A 19,268-nucleotide genomic window follows, 5' to 3' on the forward strand; every position below is an offset into this window, starting at 1 on the left:
CTCAAGCCTTCGGTCGATTTCTTGCCAAGGGAACGGTAAGGGCAGGCTGCATAGCACAGGGAGAGGATTGTGGGAAATCCAACCATTGCCGGAACCACCATTGCGGTGGGTCTCATGTCCGGCACCTCGGCGGACGGCATTGATGCGGCCCTTATCGAGACGGATGGCGAGGGGGCGGTCACGCCGCTCGGCTATATCGAGCAGCCCTATACGGACGAAACCCGCGCCCGCATCCGCGCCGCCACCCACGCGGCCTTGGCGCTGGAGCAGCCGCAGCCTCACGCTGTCATCGATGCGGTGGCGCAGGAGTTAACTCTCCTCCACGCCGAGGCGGTCGAAGCCCTGCTGGCCAAAGTCGACGTTCCCCGCGATGCCATCGGCGTCATCGGCTTTCATGGGCAGACGATCGCCCACCGGCCGGATCAGGGCTGGACCTGGCAGATCGGCGATGGCGGCCTGCTCGCCGCCAAAACCGGCATCCCCGTGGTTCACGATTTCCGCACGGCGGACGTGGCGGCGGGCGGGCAGGGCGCGCCGCTCATCCCCGTCTACCACCGCGCGCTGGTGCTGGCGGCCGGTCTCCCGTTGCCGGTCGCCATTCTGAACCTGGGCGGCGTCGGCAACGTCACCTGGATCGGGGAGGGGGAGGCGGACATGCTCGCCTTCGATACCGGTCCCGCCAACGGCCTCATCGATGATTGGATGCTCGCTCACCTTGGGCACGTCATGGATGCGGGCGGAACAACGGCCGCGCGCGGCCGGGTGCATGAGGATATTCTGGCCGCCATGTGCGACAAGCCCTGGTTCAACCTCGCGCCCCCGAAGTCGCTGGACCGGCACGACTTCTCAACCGCACCCTGCGAGGGGCTGAGCGTGGAGGACGGCGCGGCGACCCTCACCGCCTTCACGGCCGAGACCGTGCGCCTTGCCCTCCAGCATATGCCCGTGCCGCCGCGCCAGTGGTTCGTGGCAGGCGGCGGGCGGCATAATGCAACGCTGATGCGAATGCTGGCCGAACGGCTGGGTGATGTCCGCAGCGTCGATGTGCTCGGCTGGAACGGGGACGCGGTGGAGGCCGAAGGCTTCGCCTACATGGCCGTCCGCAGCTTGCGCGGCCTGCCCATTTCCTTCCCCGGCACCACCGGCGTAGCCACACCGCTCACCGGCGGCGTCCTCTGCCAACCGGCGGGCGGCCTCTGCGCCAAACCCGATCAGGGGTGAGACGAAGGGCTGGCTGGAAACGCTTACTTGCCGGATTCTGCAGCGCCTGCGCTCTCAGCCGTATCCGCAGCCGCTGCCGCCGCATCCCTTTCCCTTTTTCGCCGAAGGGCTTCTGCGATTTCCCAAGGTTTGGCCGTCTTAATTTGCTCAGCAATGACGTCCATGCTCTTTGCCTGCTGGACGATAAACGCTGTGCAATGAGCAACCAGATTAGGATAGTCTTCCCGCTTCGCTGTAAATGCGTCCGCAATGATTAGAGATTTTAACTCGTCAGCTGAAAACTGGGCGCTGGCACGGCCATGGTAGAAAAAGGAGTAGGGCTGGACAGCCTCCCCTTTCTTCTGTTCGCTCAGTGCGCGTTCCATCTTCCGAAAAGCGAGAAAGCACCGGACATCCATCTCCGGCGTATGAGCGACAGGAGCCGTCACAGGTGTTGCAGGCTCGGCCGCGCGGGCCGGTGTGCCGACAACGAGTAGGGACGCCGCAATCAGATAACCGAACTTCACAGATCATTTCTCCGCTGGCAGGCGGGCGGATCGCCCGCGCGGATGATGCTTTCCCGTAATAATTAACATTGTCTTGCGACCGGGTGGATATTTGTCACAAGCAAAGGCTGGCCAGCGCTTGTAGAATGCAGCAAATGGGTTAGCGGTAGCGCATTTACTTTTTCGCGTCTGCCGCGGGTGCTGCGCCATTTTTCTTGCCCCGTTCGATGGCCTGTGTGGTCTCCTGGCCGCGCTTATTCACGAACGCGCCGCACTGGGCCAACAGATCGGCGATATCCCGCGTTGCAAACGTCCCCGTCGCAAACGCCCTTGCCTCTGCCTCGGCAAGGTCCACCATCTCGGCATCTGGCAACTGGCTGCTGATACGGCCAAGATAGAATATGCTCCACGACTGGGCCGTCTGCGGCATGCCCATCAGCGCAAGATCCCGGGTGGTTATGTGGCATAACATCTCCTTTCCAAGCGGGTGTGCGTCAGGCTCGGCCGCAGGAGCAAGCGACGAGGGCATCTGTTCGGCGTTTCCCGCCTCCTTTCTGAGGCCCTGTAAGATGCCCCGAGTGACCTTGGCTTCGCGTTCTCTCACGAACGTTCCGCAGTGAACAACCAGGTCGGTGGCATCCTCCGTTTCGACCGCTTCCGTTTCCGTAACGGCAAGGGTTTCAATCTCGGAATCCGGCAGTCCGGTGCTGACACGGCCAAGGTAGAACATGCTCCATGCCTCGGTGCGCTGCTTTATTTTCGGATGGCTTGCAGCAAGTGCTGAGAGGGCGCGGGCCATCACATAGCAGCGCATGTCCATTGCAGGCGTTTGGACAACAGGCTCGGCGGCGCGAGCCGGTGCGCCAGCGACGAGCAGGGAAGCGGCAAACATATGACTGAGTTTCACGGCTAATCTCCGCTTCCAAACCGGCGACATACTGCGAGATCGGCGCATTGACGAAACGATATCTGCTGTCCAGCGACACAAAATGGAAACGCCGGCCAGTGCGGCTGACTGGCGCCAGTGAGCGTGTTGGTTACTCTTCCGATCCAGTCGCGCTTGCAGCATCTTGTTTCTTGCCCTGATTTATGAGCTCCGCAACTTCCACGCTGCGCCGGTCGGCATAATCTTTGCACTGCTCGATCAGACCGGGTGTGCCCCATATACTGGCTGTTTTTGCTTCTGAGCCGGAGACGGTCGCGAGCTCGGCATCGGATAACTGGCTGCTGGCACGGCCAAGATAGAAACTCAACCACTCTGCGGCGGCCAGTTTGGACAGCGGATCCGTTGCCGTCGTAATGAGGTGGCGCGCGAACATGTGGCAGCGCATATCCAGTTCGGGAGTTCTGGGCGCGGGTTTGGTCTCGGGCTTGGCGTCGCTTGCGTCTTTGTCGAGGCCTTGTAGGGTATCATCTGCAACGTTTGCGTCGCGCTCATACAGGAATGTTGCACACGGTTCGATCAGATCGGGGAAGTCCTTCGCTTTCAGTGCCGCATTTTGCGTGCTCGCGAGGGCTTTGATTTCGGTATCTGACAACTGGCCGCTCATACGGCCAAGATAAAACCTGCCCAACATGTCGGTGATCACCGCCGCTCTTGGATCGATCGGGAGTGCCCCAGCGGTTCTCGCTGCCAAGTAGCAGCGCATATCCATCTCGGGGGACTGCGCGACAGGCTCGGCCGCATGGGTCGGTGCGCTGGCAACGAGCAGGGATGCCGCAATCAGATAACCGAACTTCACAGATCATTTCTCCGCTGGCAGGCGGGCGGATCGCCCGCGCGGATGATGCTTTCCCGAAATGATTAACATTGTCTTGCGATCGTATGGGGCCGTCGCAACGAAAACGCCGGTCGGCGGGGCCGACCGGCGCTTGCGAAATGCAGCGATGGGCTGGCGGGAGGCGCTTACTTCTTGGCGCCGCCAGCGCCTTTGCCTGCTTCGCCCTTGGCCTTTGCCGCCATGCGCTGGCCGATGGCGTTCATGGCCTGGCCGCGCGCGCCCATGAAGGTTCCGCACTGGTTCAGCAGGGCGGGCATGTCCAACGTCGGGAGCGTCTTGGCTTCCTTCAGGGCGACGGTTTCGATCTCCGCGTCCGACATGCGGGCGCTCATCCGGCCGAGATAGAACAGGCTCGACATCAGAGCCATCTGTTTCATCTGCGGGTCGGGCAGGTTTTCCGCAGCGGCGGAGGCGACCATGAAGCAGCGCGTGTCCATCGTCGGCGTCTGGGCAGCGGGCGTCTGTGCGGCAGGTTTCTGGGCCGTGCTCTCCGCGGCGTAAGCCGAAGTGGATGCGGCGAGCAGAGAGACAACAAGTAGGGAACCGAGTTTCACGGGATTATCTCCGTTGGCAAACGGGCGACATACCCGTGGGCGCGATCCTTCCCCGAAATGCAGGCCGTTGTCCAGCGACGTGATAGGCACCCGCGCCACAAAGCAAAGCGCCGGTCGGCGGGGCCGGCCGGCGCTTGCGCGAAACCCGTTGGAGCGGGGCTTACTTGCCCGCTGCCAGCCGCATGTCGAGGTAGCGGTTCACCGCCTCGGTCAGCTGTTCCTGCTCGTTCTCGAAGAAGTGGTTGGCCCCTTCGATGGTCTCGTAGTCGATGGTGATGTGCTTCTGGGTCTTCAGCTTGTCGACCAGCTTCTGCACCGCCGAGGGCGTTACGATCTCGTCCGCCGTGCCCTGGACGATGAGGCCCGAGGACGGGCAGGGCGCGAGGAACGAGAAGTCGTAGAGGTTGGCGGGCGGGGCGACCGAGATGAAGCCCCGGATCTCCGGGCGGCGCATCAGCAGTTGCATGCCGGTCCACGCGCCGAAGGAGAAGCCGGCCACCCAGCAGCTGGAGGCGTCCGGGTTGAACTGCTGCATCCAGTCGAGCGCGGCGGCGGCGTCGGAAAGCTCGCCGATGCCATTGTCGAACGTGCCCTGGCTGCGGCCGACGCCCCGGAAATTGAAGCGCAGAACCGCAAAACCCCGCTGTGCAAAGGACTGGTAGAGGTTATAAACGATCTTGTTGTTCATCGTGCCGCCGCCCTGCGGGTGCGGGTGCAGGATCAGGGCAATGGGAGCACGGGGTTGAGACGCCGGCTGATACCGGCCTTCAAGACGCCCTTCCGGGCCAGTGAAGATAACGTCGGGCATTCGACCTCAGCGCTCGTGAAACTGTTGATGACAGGCGCGAACATTCCGCACGATGATGGTCCGCTATATATTTCCGGGCCTTCTCGTTGCAACGAAAACCGCATCTTAGGGCGGACCGATTGCTGATGAATACGATTTACCTCGACTATAATGCAACCGCTCCGACGCACGTCCGCGTGATCGAGGCGGTCTCCGCCTGCCTTGCCGAAACTGGCAATCCGTCTTCCGTCCACAGCGCAGGCCGCCGGGCGCGCAGCCTGATGGAGGCGGCGCGGGAGAGCGTGGCGAAGGCCGTCGGCTGTCTGCCCCGTCAGGTTGTGTGGACCAGTGGTGGCACGGAGGCCAACGCCCTCGTGCTCGCGGGCACGCCTGCCGCGCATCTGTTCGTCAGCAGCGTTGAACATGATTCGGTGCTCGCCAACGCACCCCAGGCGGAGCGCTTGGCCGTCGACGCCAACGGCATTGTCGATCTGGAGGCCCTGAGCAGCCGCCTCGCCGCTACAGAGGGCCGCAAGCTGGTCTCGGTGATGCTCGCCAACAATGAAACCGGCGTCCTCCAGCCGATTGCGGCAATATCCGAGCGCTGCCGGGCGGGCGGCGCGTGGCTGCACGTGGATGCGGTGCAGGCGCTGGGCAAGGTGCCGGTGGATGTTCAGGCGCTCGGCGCGGATTTCCTCACTCTCTCGGCCCACAAGGTCGGCGGCATGAAGGGTGTGGGCGCGCTGGTGCTGGCCAACGACCTCATCGAGATCAAATCCGCCATCCGCGGCGGCGGGCAGGAGCTGGGCCGCCGATCCGGCACCGAGAACCTTCCCGGCATCGTCTCCTTCGGCGCGGCTCTTGAGGCTCTGGCGGAGCTGGGCGACTGGCAAGGCCGCGTGCGCGCCCTGCGGGACCGCATGGAAGCGAAGCTCTTGGAGATGGGGGCAGTCATCAACGCTCAAAGCGTGGAGCGCCTGCCCACCACCTCCTCCGTCCGCATGCCGGGCGTGCCGGCCGAAACCCAGGTCATGGCGTTCGACCTCGCGGGCATCGCGGTCAGCGCGGGTTCGGCCTGTTCCTCCGGCAAGGTGAAGGCGAGCCACGTGCTCTCCGCCATGGGGCAGGGGGAGGAGGCCGCGAGCCAGTCCATCCGCGTCAGCCTCGGGTGGAACACCACCGATGCCGAGATTGACCGCTTCCTCGCCGCGTGGCAACGGCTCTACGCGCGCAGGCGCCCGGCCTCTCAGGCAGCGGAATAGGGAAGATGGCAGAATCGGCGCAGCAGGCCCGCAGGCGAGGGGGCATTTACCTCGACTTTCAGGCAACGACACCGCTGGAGCCCAGGGCCCTCGCGGCTATGATGCCGTACCTGACGGAGAAGTTCGGCAACCCCCATTCCGCCACCCACCGCTTCGGCTGGGAAGGCAAGGCAGGCGTAGATGTCGCCCGCAAGCACATCGCGGCGCTCCTCAACGCCGCGCCGGAGGAGATCACGTTTCTCAGCGGCGCGACCGAGGCCAACAACCTTGCCCTCAAGGGCGTGCTGGAAGCCGCGCCCGAGACCCGCCGCCGCCTGCTCATTGCCGAGACGGAGCACGCCTGCGTCCGTGAGACAGCCGCTTATCTGGCGACGCGCGGCTACGAGGTCACGCTGCTGCCGGTCGATGGCGACGGCCTCCTGCGCCTCGATGCTCTGGAGGCAGCGCTGGACGAGCGCGTCGCGCTGGTCTCGGTCATGCTGGTCAACAACGAGATCGGGGTGATTCAGCCCTTGGCCGAAGTCGCCCGTCTCGCCCACGCAGCAGGCGCGCTGGTGCATTCGGACATCGCGCAGGCGGCGGGGAAGATCGAGGTGGATGTGCAGGCGCTCGGGCTCGATCTCGCCAGCATCTCCAGCCACAAGCTCTACGGCCCCAAGGGCATCGGGGCAATTTACGTTCGCAAGGGCGTGCGCCTGGCGCCCCAAATCCACGGCGGCGGGCAGGAGGCAGGCCTGCGCTCCGGCACGCTCGCGCCGTTCCTCTGCGTCGGCTTCGGGGAGGCGGCGAAGATCGCGCGGGAGCGGCTGACGGACGATCAGGCCCATGTCGCGGCCCTGTGGCGGCAGGCGGTCAAAGCCCTCGAACAGTCCGGCATCGAATGGCGGCTGAACGGCTCGGCGACGCAGCGCTACTTCGGCAACCTCAACGTCTCCTTCCCCGGCATTGACGGCGCGCGCCTGCTGGCGGACCTGCGCGGCTTCGCCGTCTCGTCCGGCGCGGCCTGCGCCTCGTCGGTCGGCAAGACCAGCTACGTGCTCGAAGCCTTGGGCGTAGAGTCGCGGGTGGCTCAGGCCACCTTGCGTATCGGCTTCGGACGGACCACAACGGCGGACGACGTAACGGAGATGACGGCGGCCATCCTCAAGGCCGTCAAAGCACAACGCGAAGCTTCTTGGCGCCAGTAACGATGGGGAGATGACATGGCGAGCGTGAAGGTCCGGTTCGTATTCCCCGGAGGCAAGAAGATCATCGAGGCGGAAGGCCAGCCGGGCGAGCGCCTGCTCGATATCGCCCACCATCACGACATCCCGCTCGAAGGCACCTGCGAGGGGCAGATGGCCTGCTCCACCTGCCACGTCATCGTCTCCCGCGCCGACTTCCCCAAGCTCCCGCTCCCCAGCGAGGAGGAGGAAGACATGCTCGACTTCGCAGGCGGCGTCACCGCCACCTCCCGCCTGTCCTGCCAGATCTGGCTGAAAGAGGAGTGGGGCTCGCTCGAAGTCCAGCTCCCCGCAGACGTCCGCAACATGCAGGGGCGGTGAGCGGGCGGGTTTCTCAGGTTAGTGTTTTGTTTTTCGCAGGGGTCTTGGACCCCTGCACCCCCTTCGTTTTGTCGGCCGCGCCAAGCCTGACCGGCACAGCCTTTTCTTTCAGGGTGCGCTGACAGCCTGACCGGGTGCGTCCCGGTAAACAAACTGGGAGTGCAGAGGGTCCGAGACCCTCTGCAAAAAACTTCAGAAAAAAGAAAGCGGGCCGTAGCCCGCTCACCCATTATGCGCCCTTGTCTTCGTCCTTTTCCGGGCCGCGCGCGGCCACGAGGAAAAAGGCGGGCGGGTTGTCGCCGAAGCCCAGCACCGGCTCGTCCCGCTCGCGGTCCCGGTCCTGATACCGCTGGCGGCGATCCTCGCGGCGGTACTCGTCGCGCCGCTCGTCCCGGCCGCGCCCACGGCCCCGGTCCGCGCCGCGCTCCATCCGCTCGGCGCGCTCGCCCCGTTCACGGTCACTGCCGCGGGGTTCGGCGCGGGGTTCGGCGCGGGGCTCGGCGCGCTCCGGCGCCGGAGCGGCAGGCTTGGCGCTGGCGGGCTTTGCCTCCTCGCGCGGGGCTTCCGCCTTGTCGGCCTCGCTCTTGCGGCGACGGCTCCGGGTCGGCTTTTCGGCGGCCGCTTCCTTTTTCGCGCCGCGCTCGCCGCGCCGCTTGGAAGAGGATGCGCGGCCTTCCACCAGCTTCACGCCCTCGGGCACTTCGCGCCGGGGGATTGGCTGCTGGATGAGCTTCTCGACCGTGGCGACCGCCTCGGCGTCGTCCTCGGTCGCGAGCGTAATGGCGGTGCCGCTGCGGCCCGCCCGGCCGGTGCGGCCGATGCGGTGAACGTAGTCATCCGCGTGCACCGGCACGTCGAAGTTGAACACGTGGCTTACGCCTGGAATGTCGAGGCCGCGCGCCGCCACGTCGCTGGCGACGAGAATGGGCAGCTCGCCCGAGCGGAACTTCTCTAGCACCGCCAGCCGCTCCGGCTGCTCCATGTCGCCGTGCAGCTGCCCGGCGCTGAAGCCGTGGCGGGTGAGGGACTCGTGCAGAATCCGCACATCCTTCTTGCGGTTGCAGAAGACGATGGCGTTCTTCACGTCCTCGCCGCGCAGCAGGGCGCGCAGCACCTCGCGCTTGGAGCGCTCCGGCACCACGATCATCGACTGGGCGATGGAGACGTTGGTGGTGGCGGGGCGCGCCACCTCGATCATCTTGGGGTCTTTCTGGAACTGGTCGGCCAGCCGCTTGATGGCGGGCGGCATGGTCGCCGAGAACAGCAGCGTTTGCCGCCGGGGCGGCAAGAGGTTGCAGATCTTCTCGATGTCGGGGATGAAGCCCATGTCCAGCATGCGGTCGGCCTCGTCGATGACGAGGATCTCGCAGCCCGACAGCATCACCTTGCCGCGCTCGATCTGGTCGATCAGGCGGCCCGGCGTCGCGATCAGCACGTCCGCGCCCTTGTCGAGCACCTTGTCCTGCTCGCCGAAGGACATGCCGCCGATGAGCAGGGCCATGTTCAGCTTATGATACTTGCCGTACTTCTCGAAGTTTTCGGCGACCTGCACGGCCAGCTCGCGCGTCGGCTCGAGGATGAGCGAGCGCGGCATCCGGGCTCGGGCACGGCCCTGCGCCAGAATGTCGATCATCGGCAGGGTGAACGAGGCGGTTTTGCCCGTACCGGTCTGCGCCACGGCAAGAACATCGCGTCCTTGCAGCACGGTGGGAATGGCCTGGCGCTGGATCGGCGTCGGCTCCGTATAGCCGCTGTCTCCGACTGCGCGAAGCAATTCATCCGACAGACCTAAGAATTCAAATGACATGCACTTACCGTCAAATTTACGAAAAATCGGGCAGAACCAGCCGTATTTCGGGGCCCATATAGTGCGAAAATGCATTGTCTCGCAATGCAGCATTACGCCATGAGCCGGTTCCGCCGTACTTTTTCCTCGAGCGATGGCCGTAATCCACAGTCTTCAGGCCGTAAACTGCTCCATCAGAATGCGGTCGGCCAGAGTATGGCCGGGATCGAACAGCAGATTGAGCCGCAGGGACTGGTCCTTTTCTACGCGTACATAGGAAACGTCCCTGACCTCGTTTTGATCAGCCACGGCGCTGACCGGGCGTTTGCCCGCCTCCAACACCCGGAACTCGATGACCCAGTTGTTGGGGAGGATGGCCCCGCGCCAGCGGCGCGGGCGAAAGGCGGAGATGGGCGTGAGCGCGATCAGGTCGCAGCCCAGCGGCAGGATCGGCCCGTGGGCGGAAAGGTTGTAGGCGGTGGAGCCCGCGGGCGTCGCTACGATCACCCCGTCGCACACCAGCTCCTGCATCCGCACCCGGCCGTCGATGGCGATCTCGATCTTGGCGGCCTGGCGCGTCTCGCGCAGGAGGGAGACCTCGTTGATGGCCGAGGAGGTGATGCGCTCGCCCGAGATGGTGCGCGCTTCCATCCTCAGCGGGTTGAGCGCGAACTGCTCGGCTCGCTTCAGCCGCTCGATCAGGTTGTCGGGGCTGTACTCGTTCATCAGGAAGCCGACCGTGCCGCAGTTCATGCCGTAGATGAGGCAGTGCCGGTCCTTGGAGGCATGCAGGGTCTGGAGCATGAAGCCGTCGCCGCCCAGCACCACGATCACGTCCGCCTCATTGGGCGGCACCCAATCGTGACGGCCGCCGATCTCCTTCAGCGCCGCCTGGGCCTCAGGCGACGAGCTGGCGACGAGGGCCAGTTTGTGGCGATTGGGGTCGAACATAAGGGGGCAGGTGGTCCGTTCGGTCGGTGGTTGTCAGATATGGTCGGTGGTTGTCAGATATGGTTGTCAGGTCGGGGTCGTGAAATCACTTACGGCCGGGCATCCGGCTTTTCGCGTAACCCTTTGTGACAGCTTAACTCAGCGCTGGCAATCACCCACCGGTCACGCTCATGTGGCGGGCGACGGCCGGCCGGCCGCCGCGCCGGTCGATCACGAAATCGTGGCCTTTTGGTTTGCCGGCGATGGCCGCGTCGATGGCTGCATCCAGCAGGGCGTCGTCCCGGCTCGCCCGCAGCGGCGCGCGCAGGTCGGCGCTGTTGTCCTGCCCCAGGCACATATAGAGCATGCCGGTGCAGGTCAGCCGCACCCGGTTGCAGGCCTCGCAGAAATTGTGGGTGAGGGGGGTGATGAAGCCGAGCCGCTGCCCGGTCTCCTCCACCCGCATGTAGCGGGCAGGCCCGCCGGTCGAGATCGCCAGATCGGTGAGAGTGAACCTGTCGGCCAGGCGCGCCCTGACCGCGCTCAGCGGCAGATACTGGTCCGTCCGGTCCTCGTCGATCTCGCCCATGGGCATGGTCTCGATCAGCGTCAGGTCGAATCCGTGTTCCGCGCACCAGCCCAGCAGCGTCTCGATCTCGTCCTCGTTGGTGCCTTTCAGCGCCACGGTGTTGATCTTGACGGCAAGGCCCGCCGCCTTGGCGGCGAAGATGCCGTCCAGCACCTGATCGAGCCGCCCCCAGCGGGTGATGGCCTGGAAGCGCTCCGGGTCCAGCGTGTCGAGAGACACGTTCACCCGCCGCACGCCGGCCGCGTACAGCTCTTCGGAGAAGCGGCCGAGCTGGCTGCCGTTGGTGGTCAGCGTCAGCTCCTCAAGCTCGCCGGTCTTCAGGTGCCGCCCGAGGGACTGGATGAGGCTTAGGATGTTCCGCCGCACCAGCGGCTCGCCGCCGGTCAGCCGCAGCTTTTTCACGCCCCGGCGAATGAAGGCGGAGCACAAACGGTCCAGCTCCTCCAGCGTCAGCAGCTCCGCCTTGGGCAGGAAGGTCATGTGCTCGGCCATGCAGTAGACGCAGCGGAAATCGCAGCGGTCCGTCACCGACACGCGCAGGTAGTCGACCCGCCGCCCGAACGGGTCGATCAGCGGGGCATCTGCGGTCCGAAGGGCCGGTGCGGCGGTCAGCAAGGGCGAGGTCTCCAGTCGTCCGGGGGACGATCGTATCGTGTCCATGTCAGGAACCCGGCCGTCGTGGCCGGGAGCGGGGCCTGCGTTGTCCCCTGGATGTAGGAGCTTATCGCAGCTTCCCCAAGGCAGGCAAGGGAAGCCGCGCGCCTGTCCGGCAGGTCAGCAGGTCAAAGGGCGATCAGCGGGAAGGGCGGTCAGCTCTTCTTGTCCGTGCGAAGCACGTCGAGCAGCTCGCTGGTGGTCCGGTCGAGCTGGCGGATCACGTTGGCGTTGGCCTTATAGGCGTGCACCGCCTCGCGCATCATCACTACGTCCTCGGCCATGGAGGGGATGTAGCGCGGCATGGCCTGCATCTGGGCCTGCGTCTGTCCGCTGAGGTTCGCCGTGTTGCCGGGGCCTTCCTGCTGGCCGGCGGCCCGCGCGTAGCTGGCGGCGGCATCCTGGCTTTCCAGCGAGAAGGGGGACTCCACGGTGCCCTTGCGAACGATGTTGCTCGCGGCGGTATTGGCGCGATTCGTGGCGTCGATCAGTCCGGATACCGCTATGGTCAGCGCTGGTATCATGCTCGCACGCACCTTTTGCCGTGTCGGGCGGCAGCCTTTCTGGCCGCCGTAGAGAAAAACGATGACACAAAACCAGTCTGCCGCCAGCAAAAATAAAGTGCTTTTCGGCAGATTTGAGCAAAGTGTGTCTTCTAATTCTTAGCAAATAATTAATTTGCGTTTCTGAATCGTGATGACGGCAGCGCGCGCATGGCCTACTGTGTTAAGGGGTCGTGTCAGGAGGGTTGAGGGCCTTGAGTCCACTGATGAGCACAGCCGCGCCGGTGCCTCCGCTGTTCGTCTTCTCGCCCGGTTTCGGGCGGGATGTATCGAATGCGCTGACGGCAGACGGCTTCCGCGTGGTTCTCTGCCCTGAGCCGCGCGAGGCGGCCCAGTGGCTGGCGGGCAGCGCCGCTCAGGTTCTCATTGCCGACCTGCGAACCCACCCGGACGCGCCCGGCGTGGATGGCGCGCTCTTGCGGGCGATGGGCGAGATCATGGCCCGTTGCCGGGGGTGCATGGTGCTGCTGCTGGATGAGGACGCGGATATCTCCCCTGCGGCCCTGCACGACATGGGGGCGACCCACTTCCTGCGCGCGCCCTTCCAGCCGGTGGAGCTGGCGGCCATGGCCCGGCTGGCCGAGCGGGTTGCCGCCCGCAGCGCGTCGTTGCCGTCGGCCGAGCCGCAGGCCGAAGCCGGCAAGCAGCTGGAGAACCAGACCTGGGCGTGGAACCGCCTTACCAACCAGGTGCAGATTTCGCCCGGCCTTGCTCGTTTGCTGGGGGGCGGCATTCCCTCGACCGTCATCGGGCTGGAGGCGCTGCTGCGCTACGTTGATCCCGAGCGCAAGCGGCAGGTGCTGACGGCCTTCCAGAACATCGTGGAAAGCGGGCGGCCCGGCCAGGTGCGCTTCTCCTTCATGGGGCCGAACACGCCGGTGCGCGAGCTCTTGCATCACGTCTATCCCAAGCTGGCGGAGGACGGCCAGGTCTCCGGCCTGTTCGGCACCGTCGAGGTGGTGGGCGACATGCTGGGACAGGACAGCCCGGCGGGGGATTTCGACCCGCTGACCGGCCTGCCCAACCAGGACTTCGCCCGCGCCATCATCGAACAGGCGCTGGCGGAGCGGCGCGAGGGCAGCGAGCCCGCCTGCGCGCTCATCCGCGTGTCGATCCGCCGGTTCGACCAGATCAACACCGCCTACGGGCACAAGATCGCCGATATGCTGCTGCAGGCCGTGGCCCGGCGGCTGCGGCGCGAGGCGATGGCGGGGCTGGCCGCCCGTGCCGATGCCTGCGCGAGCCGCAGCATTCCCTGCCGCATGAACGGGGCGGAGTTTGCCGTCATCGTCACCGGCCCGTCGGTTCTGGCCAGCAGCGTGGCCTTGGCCCAGCGCATCGCGGCGGCATTCGAGCGGCCGTACATCGTCTCCGGGCGCGTGGTGCATCTGGTCTCGCGCATGGGGCTGGCCGAGGCCGAGGCGGACGTGAAGGACGTGACGGACCTGTTCCAGCGGGCCGGCGCGGCGCTGGGGCAGGCCAAGGCGCTCGGCCCTAACAGCTACCACGTGTTCAACGCCGGAGACGTGACGCCGCCCGCGCTCATGGCCCGGCTGGAGTCCGACCTGCACCGGGCCCTGGTCAACGACCATCTGGATCTGGTCTTCCAGCCGCAGGTGGAAATCGCCACGGGCCGCATCGTCGGCGTCGAGACGCTGGTGCGCTGGGACCACCCGGAGCACGGCATGGTGACGCCCGATGTGCTGCTCACCATTGCCGAGAATGCGGAGATCATGTCGCAGTTCGACGACCGCATCCTCCGCATGGCGCTCAGCGAAATCGCCACCTGGACCGACCCGGAGCGGGCGCAGCTTCGCGTCTCCGTCAACGTCTCGGCGGTGCAGCTGCACGACGAGGCCTTCGATGCCCAGGTGCTCAACGCCCTTGCCCATGCGGGCGTCGATCCCTCCCGCCTCACGCTGGAAGTGACGGAAACCGCCATCATCGAAAGCCTTGATGTTGCCGCGCGCATGCTCGGGCGGCTGCGGAGCAACGGCGTTCACATCGCCATCGATGACTTCGGCACCGGCTACTCGTCGCTCGCCTACCTCAAGTCGCTGCCGCTCGATTACCTCAAGGTGGACAAGAAGTTCATCAGCGATCTGACCCGCCACAAGCGGGACCGCATCGTCATTCACAGCCTCGTCGAGCTGGCGCGCTCGCTCGGCATCGGCGTCGTTGCCGAAGGCGTGGAGACCGAGGCGCAGCTGAGCCTGCTCGGGCGCGAGGGCTGCAACTGGTATCAGGGCTACTACTGCTCCCCGCCGCTGCCGGCCCTGCAACTCAAGGCCTTCGTGGCGGAGTGGAACAGCAAGGCCGGGCCGCCGCCCGTCCGGGCGGAGCGGCGGAGCTGAGGCGCCGCCCGCCTCGTTGGCCAGCCTGCTTCAATCGAGCAAATTAGCCCGCTGCCGCGCTTGACCCGTCGGCTGGCTGTCGCCAGTGTGCCTTGATGATTGAAATTGCCATCATCGCTGACCTCATCTGCCCCTGGAGCTATATCGGCAAGCGCAACCTCGACATGGCGCTGGCCGAACGCTCGGAATATCCCGTCACCATCCAGTGGCTGCCCTATCAGCTCGCGCCGGACGTGCCCCCTGCGGGCGCTGACCGGGCCGACTATATGGAAAGCCATCTGGGCTCGGAGCAGCAACTGGCCGCCCATCAGGATTCCGTGCGCGAGCACGGGGTGGCGGCGGGCATTGAGTTCCGCTTCGAGCGCATCCGGCGCGTGCCCAACACGCTCGATGCCCACCGCCTGCTGCGCTGGGCGGGCGAGCACGACCTTGCCCACGACATGGCCCAGCGCCTGTTCGAAGCCTATTTCGAGGAAGGGCTGGACATCGGCGATCGCGCCGTGCTCGCCCGGCTTGCCGAAGACATCGGCCTCAGCGGGGAAGACGTTGCCAGCCTCCTCGCCACCGATACGGATGTGGAGCCCATCCGCGCCGGGTTCCAGCGCTCCCGCGAAATCGGCGTGCGCGGCATCCCGACCCTCATCTTCCAGGGCCAGTGGGCCGTCGCCGGCGTGCAGGCCACCGAAGCCCTCGTCCAGGTGCTCGACCAGCTGGAAGCCGAAGCCGTCACCGGCTACGAGCCTCCCGCCGCCAACGACACCGAGTAGGGCGCTTTCGGTTCTGATTTTTCTTTCGCAAAGGGGGTCTCGGCCCCCCTTTGCAATCCCCCATTCTTTTATCGGGCCGCGCCCTTCATCCTTCATCCGGCGGATGCGTCAGTACGACTGGGCGCGCCCGGTAAAAACGCAGGGGGGTGCAGGGGGTCCAAGACCCCCTGCATGGTCCTTAAAACCAAGCCAGAATTACGCCGCGTCCGCCTGGCGGGCCACCTTGGCGAGGCCTTTGGCCAGCGAGAGCGCGCCGGAGAGGCGGGTGGCCTCTTCGGTCCACGGCCGCGCCACGACCAGCTTGTGGTCCGGGCGGAGTTTGGCCGTGCCCTTGAGCTTGCCCAGGTAGGCGACGAGCCCGGCCGGGTTGGCGAACTGGTCGTTGCGGAAGGTGACGATCGCGCCGCGCGGCCCGGCATCCAGCTTGGCGATGCCGGCGATGCGGCAATAGGCTTTGATTTCAACAACCTGTAGCAGGTTCTTGAGTTCGCGCGGCATCTTGCCGAAGCGGTCGATCAGCTCGGCGGCGAAGGCGTCGATATCGGCGCGGGTGGAAAGCTCGCCGATGCGTCGGTAGAGGCCCATGCGGACGGTGAGGTCCGGCACGTAATCCTCGGGGATGAGGATGCTCGCGCCGACCGTGATCTGGGGCGAGAACTCCTCCTCGAGGATCTCGGTTTCCTTCACGCCCGAGGCCTTGGCCTGCGCGGCGGTGATCGCCTCCTCCAGCATCTGCTGGTAGAGCTCGAAGCCGATCTCGCGGATGTGGCCCGATTGCTCATCGCCCAAGAGGTTGCCCGCGCCTCTGATGTCGAGGTCGTGGCTGGCCAGCTGGAAGCCCGCGCCAAGCCCTTCGAGGCTGGAGAGCACTTGCAGTCGCTTCTCCGCCGTCGGGGTAAGCGGCGTCTTGGGGTCGGTGGTCAGGTACGCATAGGCCCGCACCTTGGAGCGGCCCACGCGCCCGCGCAGCTGGTAGAGCTGGGCGAGGCCGAACATGTCGGCGCGGTAGAGGATGAGCGTGTTGGCGCTGGGGATATCAAGGCCCGATTCCACGATGGTGGTCGAGAGCAGCACGTCATACTGCCGGTCGTAGAAGGCGGTCATCCGCTCTTCGATGTCGCTGGCCGCCATCTGTCCGTGGGCGGTGATGAACTTCACCTCGGGCACGGCTTCGCGCAGGAAGGTCTCGATCTCCTGCAAGTCCGAGATGCGCGGCACCACGATGAAGCTCTGCCCGCCGCGATAGTGCTCGCGGAGTAGCGCCTCGCGGATCACGATATCGTCCCACGGGGCCACATAGGTTCGCACGGCGAGGCGGTCGACCGGCGGCGTTGCGATCAGCGAGAGTTCGCGCAGGCCCGTCATCGCCATTTGCAGCGTGCGGGGGATGGGCGTTGCGGTCAGCGTCAGCACATGCACGTCGGAGCGCAGCTGCTTCAGCCGCTCCTTGTGGGTGACGCCGAAATGCTGCTCTTCGTCCACGATGACAAGGCCCAGCCGCTTGAAGCTGATGCCCTTGCCCAGCAGCGCGTGGGTGCCGACCACGATATCGACCGTGCCGTCGGCAAGGCCCTGCTTGGTTGCCGTCTGCTCCCGCTGGGTGACCAGCCGGAACAGCTTGCCGATCTTGAGCGGGAAACCGTTGAACCGCGCCTCGAACGTCGCCGCGTGCTGGCGGGCGAGCAGGGTGGTCGGCGCGATCACCGCCACCTGGTGCCCCGCCATGGCGGCAGTGAAGGCGGCGCGCAGCGCCACTTCCGTCTTGCCGAAGCCGACGTCGCCGCACACCAGCCGGTCCATCGGCTTGCCGGAGGAGAGGTCCTCCAGCACGTCGTTGACCGCCTTGATCTGGTCTTCCGTCTCCACATAGGGAAAGCGGGCGCAGAACTCGGCATAGCTGCCCGCTTCCGTCTCGATCACGTCGGACTGACGCAGGGCGCGCTCGGCCGCCACCTTCAGGAGTTCGCCCGCGATCTCGCGGATGCGCTCCTTGAACCGGGCCTTGCGCGCCTGCCAGGCCGCGCCGCCCAGCTTGTCGAGGGTGACGCCCTCGCTGTCCGAGCCATACCGGGTCAGAACCTCGATGTTCTCCACCGGCACGTAGAGCTTGTCGCCGTCGGCATAGACCAGGAGCACGCAGTCGTGCGGCGCATCGCCCACCTCGATGGTGGCGAGGCCCTCATAGCGGCCGATGCCGTGCTCGGTGTGCACCACCAGGTCGCCGGTGTTAAGCGCCGTCACTTCGGTCAGGAAGTTGTCGGCCTTGCGGATGCGGCGGCGCTTGCGGACCAGCCGGTCCCCCAGGATGTCCTGCTCGGTCAGGACGGCGATGTCGGCCGTGGTGAAGCCGTGGTCCAGCCCCAGCACGATGAGCGCCACGCCCTTTTGGCCCGCGCCCAGCGCCTCCTGCCAGCTGTCGGCATAAATCAGCGGCTTGACGCCATGGTCCGCCAGCAGGCCTTCCAGCCGCTCGCGCGAGCCTTCGGTGTAGGTGGCGAGGATCACCCGCTTGCCGTGGCGGCGCAGCCCGTCGAGGTGCGAGCCCACCGCATTGAACACGTTGCCCGGCTGGTTCTGCCGCTCGGGGGCGAAATCGTGGGCCGGGTTGGTGTCGAGATCAACCACCACGTCGGAGGGCGGCTGCTCGAATGGCGAGGTCGCGTGGGCGCGCACCTCCCTCAGCATCTCGTGCCAGCCCTCCAGCGTCAGGTACAGCTGGTCGGGCTTCAGCGGGTGGTAGCTGCCCTTGTCGGCGAGCAGGGCCGAGCGCCGGGCGTCGTAATAGTCGCGGATCGCCTCGAAGCGGGTCTTGGCCGCCGCTTCGGCGTGGGCATCCAGCAGGATCACGTCCTTGCTGCCCAGGTAATCGAACACCGTTGCCAGGTCTTCCTCGAACAGCGGCAGCCAGTGCTCCATGCCGGTCAGCCGCCGCTGTTCAGAGACCGCCGCATAGAGCGGGTCATGCCCCAGCACGGCGCCGAAGGCTTCCACATAGCGCTGGCGGAAGCGGCGAACCGAATCCTCGTCCAGCAGCACTTCGTTCACCGGCATCAGGGTGAAGCGCTCGATCCGCTCCACGGTGCGCTGGTCGGCGGGTTCGAACCGGCGGATGGAATCAATTTCGTCGCCGAAGAAGTCGAGCCGCACCGGCAGCTCTTGGCCTGCGGGATACACGTCGACGATGCCGCCGCGCACGGCAAACTCGCCCGGCTCCACCACCGTGTCGGCGCGCACGTAGCCGGCCGCCATCAAGAGGGCGGTCAGGCTTTCCCGGTCCAGCGCGTCGCCCACCGCAATGCGGCGCACCAGCTTCTTGATGCGCTCCGGCCGCAAGGTCTTCTGGGTGGCGGAATTAACTGTGGTGACAAGCAGTTGCGGCTTGTCGCTGCGCTTGGCGGCCAGCCGGGCGAGTGCCGCCAGCCGCTCGGCCACCACGCGCGTCGCGGGCGAGGCGCGGTCGTAGGGCAGGCAGTCCCAGGCGGGGAGGTAGATGACCTCCAGCTCCGGCGCGAAGTAGGGCGCGGCGTCGGCAACCTGGGCGGCTGCCGCGTCGTCACGGGCGATGTAGACCGCCCGCGCGGTCGTGCCCGCAGCGCGGGCGAGGTCCGCCAGCAGCCAGGGGATGAAGCCTTCAACGCACCCGGAAAGCTGCAGGCTGGCCGGGGCATCCAGAATCTGTTTGGGGTCGATCAACGGCTTACCGGGAGATAATCAAGGCGACGCATGGCGTCCATGATGGAACCTTCGAACTCGGCGGGCGGCTGTTTGCGGCCGATCATCCAGGCCATGATCTCCACGTCGTTCTCTTCCAGAAAACGCTCGAACCACGCCACGTCTTCCTCGCTCATGGTGGCGAGGTTTCGCTCGACGAAGCTGCCGATCATGATATCGGCCTCCTTGGTGCCCCTGTGGCTGGCACGAAAGAGCAGCCTGCGTTTGCGGCCCTCAAGATCCGAAGTCATTTCCGTATCATCCTGTTATAGAGCGGGCG

General features: G+C 65.8%; 17 protein-coding genes. 6 read left to right on the plus strand and 11 right to left on the minus strand.

Annotated elements, in window-relative coordinates:
• Positions 1-69: 69 nt before the first annotated feature.
• A complete protein-coding gene (locus L0C21_RS07950; RefSeq protein ID WP_259277845.1) occupies positions 70-1,221 on the plus strand; it encodes an anhydro-N-acetylmuramic acid kinase in 1,152 nt (383 codons plus the stop codon).
• Positions 1,222-1,244: 23 nt separating this feature from the next.
• Here L0C21_RS07950 and L0C21_RS07955 read toward each other — a convergent pair whose 3' ends face one another.
• From L0C21_RS07955 to L0C21_RS07975, 5 genes are all read right to left on the minus strand, one after another.
• Positions 1,245-1,727 carry a hypothetical protein gene (locus L0C21_RS07955; RefSeq protein ID WP_259277846.1) on the minus strand — a complete coding sequence of 161 codons (483 nt, stop codon included), beginning with the start codon at positions 1,725-1,727 and terminating at the stop codon, positions 1,245-1,247.
• 154 nt (positions 1,728-1,881) lie between these two features.
• Positions 1,882-2,613 (minus strand): hypothetical protein, encoded by a 732-nt coding sequence (locus L0C21_RS07960; RefSeq protein ID WP_259277847.1) that lies wholly within the window; start codon positions 2,611-2,613, stop codon positions 1,882-1,884.
• Between the two features lie 130 nt (positions 2,614-2,743).
• A complete protein-coding gene (locus tag L0C21_RS07965) occupies positions 2,744-3,448 on the minus strand; it encodes a hypothetical protein (protein ID WP_259277848.1) in 705 nt (234 codons plus the stop codon).
• A 164-nt stretch (positions 3,449-3,612) separates the two neighbouring features.
• Entirely contained in the window at positions 3,613-4,041 is a 429-nt protein-coding gene (locus tag L0C21_RS07970; RefSeq protein ID WP_259277849.1) for a hypothetical protein, read from the minus strand.
• Positions 4,042-4,201: 160 nt separating this feature from the next.
• The gene (locus L0C21_RS07975) at positions 4,202-4,849 is read right to left on the minus strand and encodes an alpha/beta hydrolase (RefSeq protein WP_259277850.1); all 648 of its coding nucleotides are present in this window, start codon (positions 4,847-4,849) and stop codon (positions 4,202-4,204) included.
• Positions 4,850-4,974: 125 nt separating this feature from the next.
• Between L0C21_RS07975 and L0C21_RS07980 the strand changes: the two genes are divergently transcribed.
• Genes L0C21_RS07980 through L0C21_RS07990 form a run of 3 tightly spaced genes read left to right on the plus strand, consistent with a single transcriptional unit; the run spans position 4,975 to position 7,634 of the window.
• On the plus strand, positions 4,975-6,090 hold the full coding sequence (locus L0C21_RS07980) for a cysteine desulfurase family protein (protein WP_259277851.1): 1,116 nt from the start codon (positions 4,975-4,977) through the stop codon (positions 6,088-6,090).
• Positions 6,091-6,095: 5 nt separating this feature from the next.
• Positions 6,096-7,277 carry a cysteine desulfurase family protein gene (locus L0C21_RS07985; RefSeq protein WP_259277852.1) on the plus strand — a complete coding sequence of 394 codons (1,182 nt, stop codon included), beginning with the start codon at positions 6,096-6,098 and terminating at the stop codon, positions 7,275-7,277.
• Positions 7,278-7,292: 15 nt separating this feature from the next.
• Complete coding sequence (locus tag L0C21_RS07990) at positions 7,293-7,634, plus strand: 2Fe-2S iron-sulfur cluster-binding protein (RefSeq protein WP_259277853.1); 342 nt, start codon at positions 7,293-7,295, stop codon at positions 7,632-7,634.
• 229 nt (positions 7,635-7,863) lie between these two features.
• On the opposite strand, the gene L0C21_RS07995 is transcribed toward L0C21_RS07990, so the two are convergent.
• From L0C21_RS07995 to L0C21_RS08010, 4 genes are all read right to left on the minus strand, one after another.
• Complete coding sequence (locus L0C21_RS07995; RefSeq protein ID WP_259277854.1) at positions 7,864-9,441, minus strand: DEAD/DEAH box helicase; 1,578 nt, start codon at positions 9,439-9,441, stop codon at positions 7,864-7,866.
• Between the two features lie 153 nt (positions 9,442-9,594).
• Complete coding sequence (locus L0C21_RS08000) at positions 9,595-10,371, minus strand: NAD kinase (RefSeq protein WP_259277855.1); 777 nt, start codon at positions 10,369-10,371, stop codon at positions 9,595-9,597.
• Between the two features lie 151 nt (positions 10,372-10,522).
• Entirely contained in the window at positions 10,523-11,599 is a 1,077-nt protein-coding gene (moaA, locus tag L0C21_RS08005) for a GTP 3',8-cyclase MoaA (RefSeq protein WP_259277856.1), read from the minus strand.
• Positions 11,600-11,748: 149 nt separating this feature from the next.
• The gene (locus L0C21_RS08010) at positions 11,749-12,117 is read right to left on the minus strand and encodes a hypothetical protein (protein WP_259277857.1); all 369 of its coding nucleotides are present in this window, start codon (positions 12,115-12,117) and stop codon (positions 11,749-11,751) included.
• 245 nt (positions 12,118-12,362) lie between these two features.
• Here L0C21_RS08010 and L0C21_RS08015 point away from each other — a divergent pair, with 245 nt between their 5' ends.
• Positions 12,363-14,510, plus strand: coding sequence for a putative bifunctional diguanylate cyclase/phosphodiesterase (locus L0C21_RS08015; protein ID WP_259277858.1), 2,148 nt, complete (start codon positions 12,363-12,365; stop codon positions 14,508-14,510).
• Positions 14,511-14,605: 95 nt separating this feature from the next.
• Positions 14,606-15,277 (plus strand): DsbA family oxidoreductase, encoded by a 672-nt coding sequence (locus L0C21_RS08020; protein ID WP_259277859.1) that lies wholly within the window; start codon positions 14,606-14,608, stop codon positions 15,275-15,277.
• A gap of 195 nt (positions 15,278-15,472) precedes the next feature.
• Here the strand turns inward: L0C21_RS08020 and mfd are convergent, their stop codons facing one another.
• Positions 15,473-18,970 carry a transcription-repair coupling factor gene (gene mfd / locus L0C21_RS08025; RefSeq protein WP_259277860.1) on the minus strand — a complete coding sequence of 1,166 codons (3,498 nt, stop codon included), beginning with the start codon at positions 18,968-18,970 and terminating at the stop codon, positions 15,473-15,475.
• Entirely contained in the window at positions 18,967-19,239 is a 273-nt protein-coding gene (locus tag L0C21_RS08030; protein ID WP_259277861.1) for an FAD assembly factor SdhE, read from the minus strand. Before L0C21_RS08030 ends, mfd begins: the two co-directional genes overlap by 4 nt.
• Positions 19,240-19,268: the final 29 nt, after the last annotated feature.

Source organism: Pedomonas mirosovicensis (assembly GCF_022569295.1).
GTDB lineage: Bacteria > Pseudomonadota > Alphaproteobacteria > Sphingomonadales > Sphingomonadaceae > Pedomonas > Pedomonas mirosovicensis.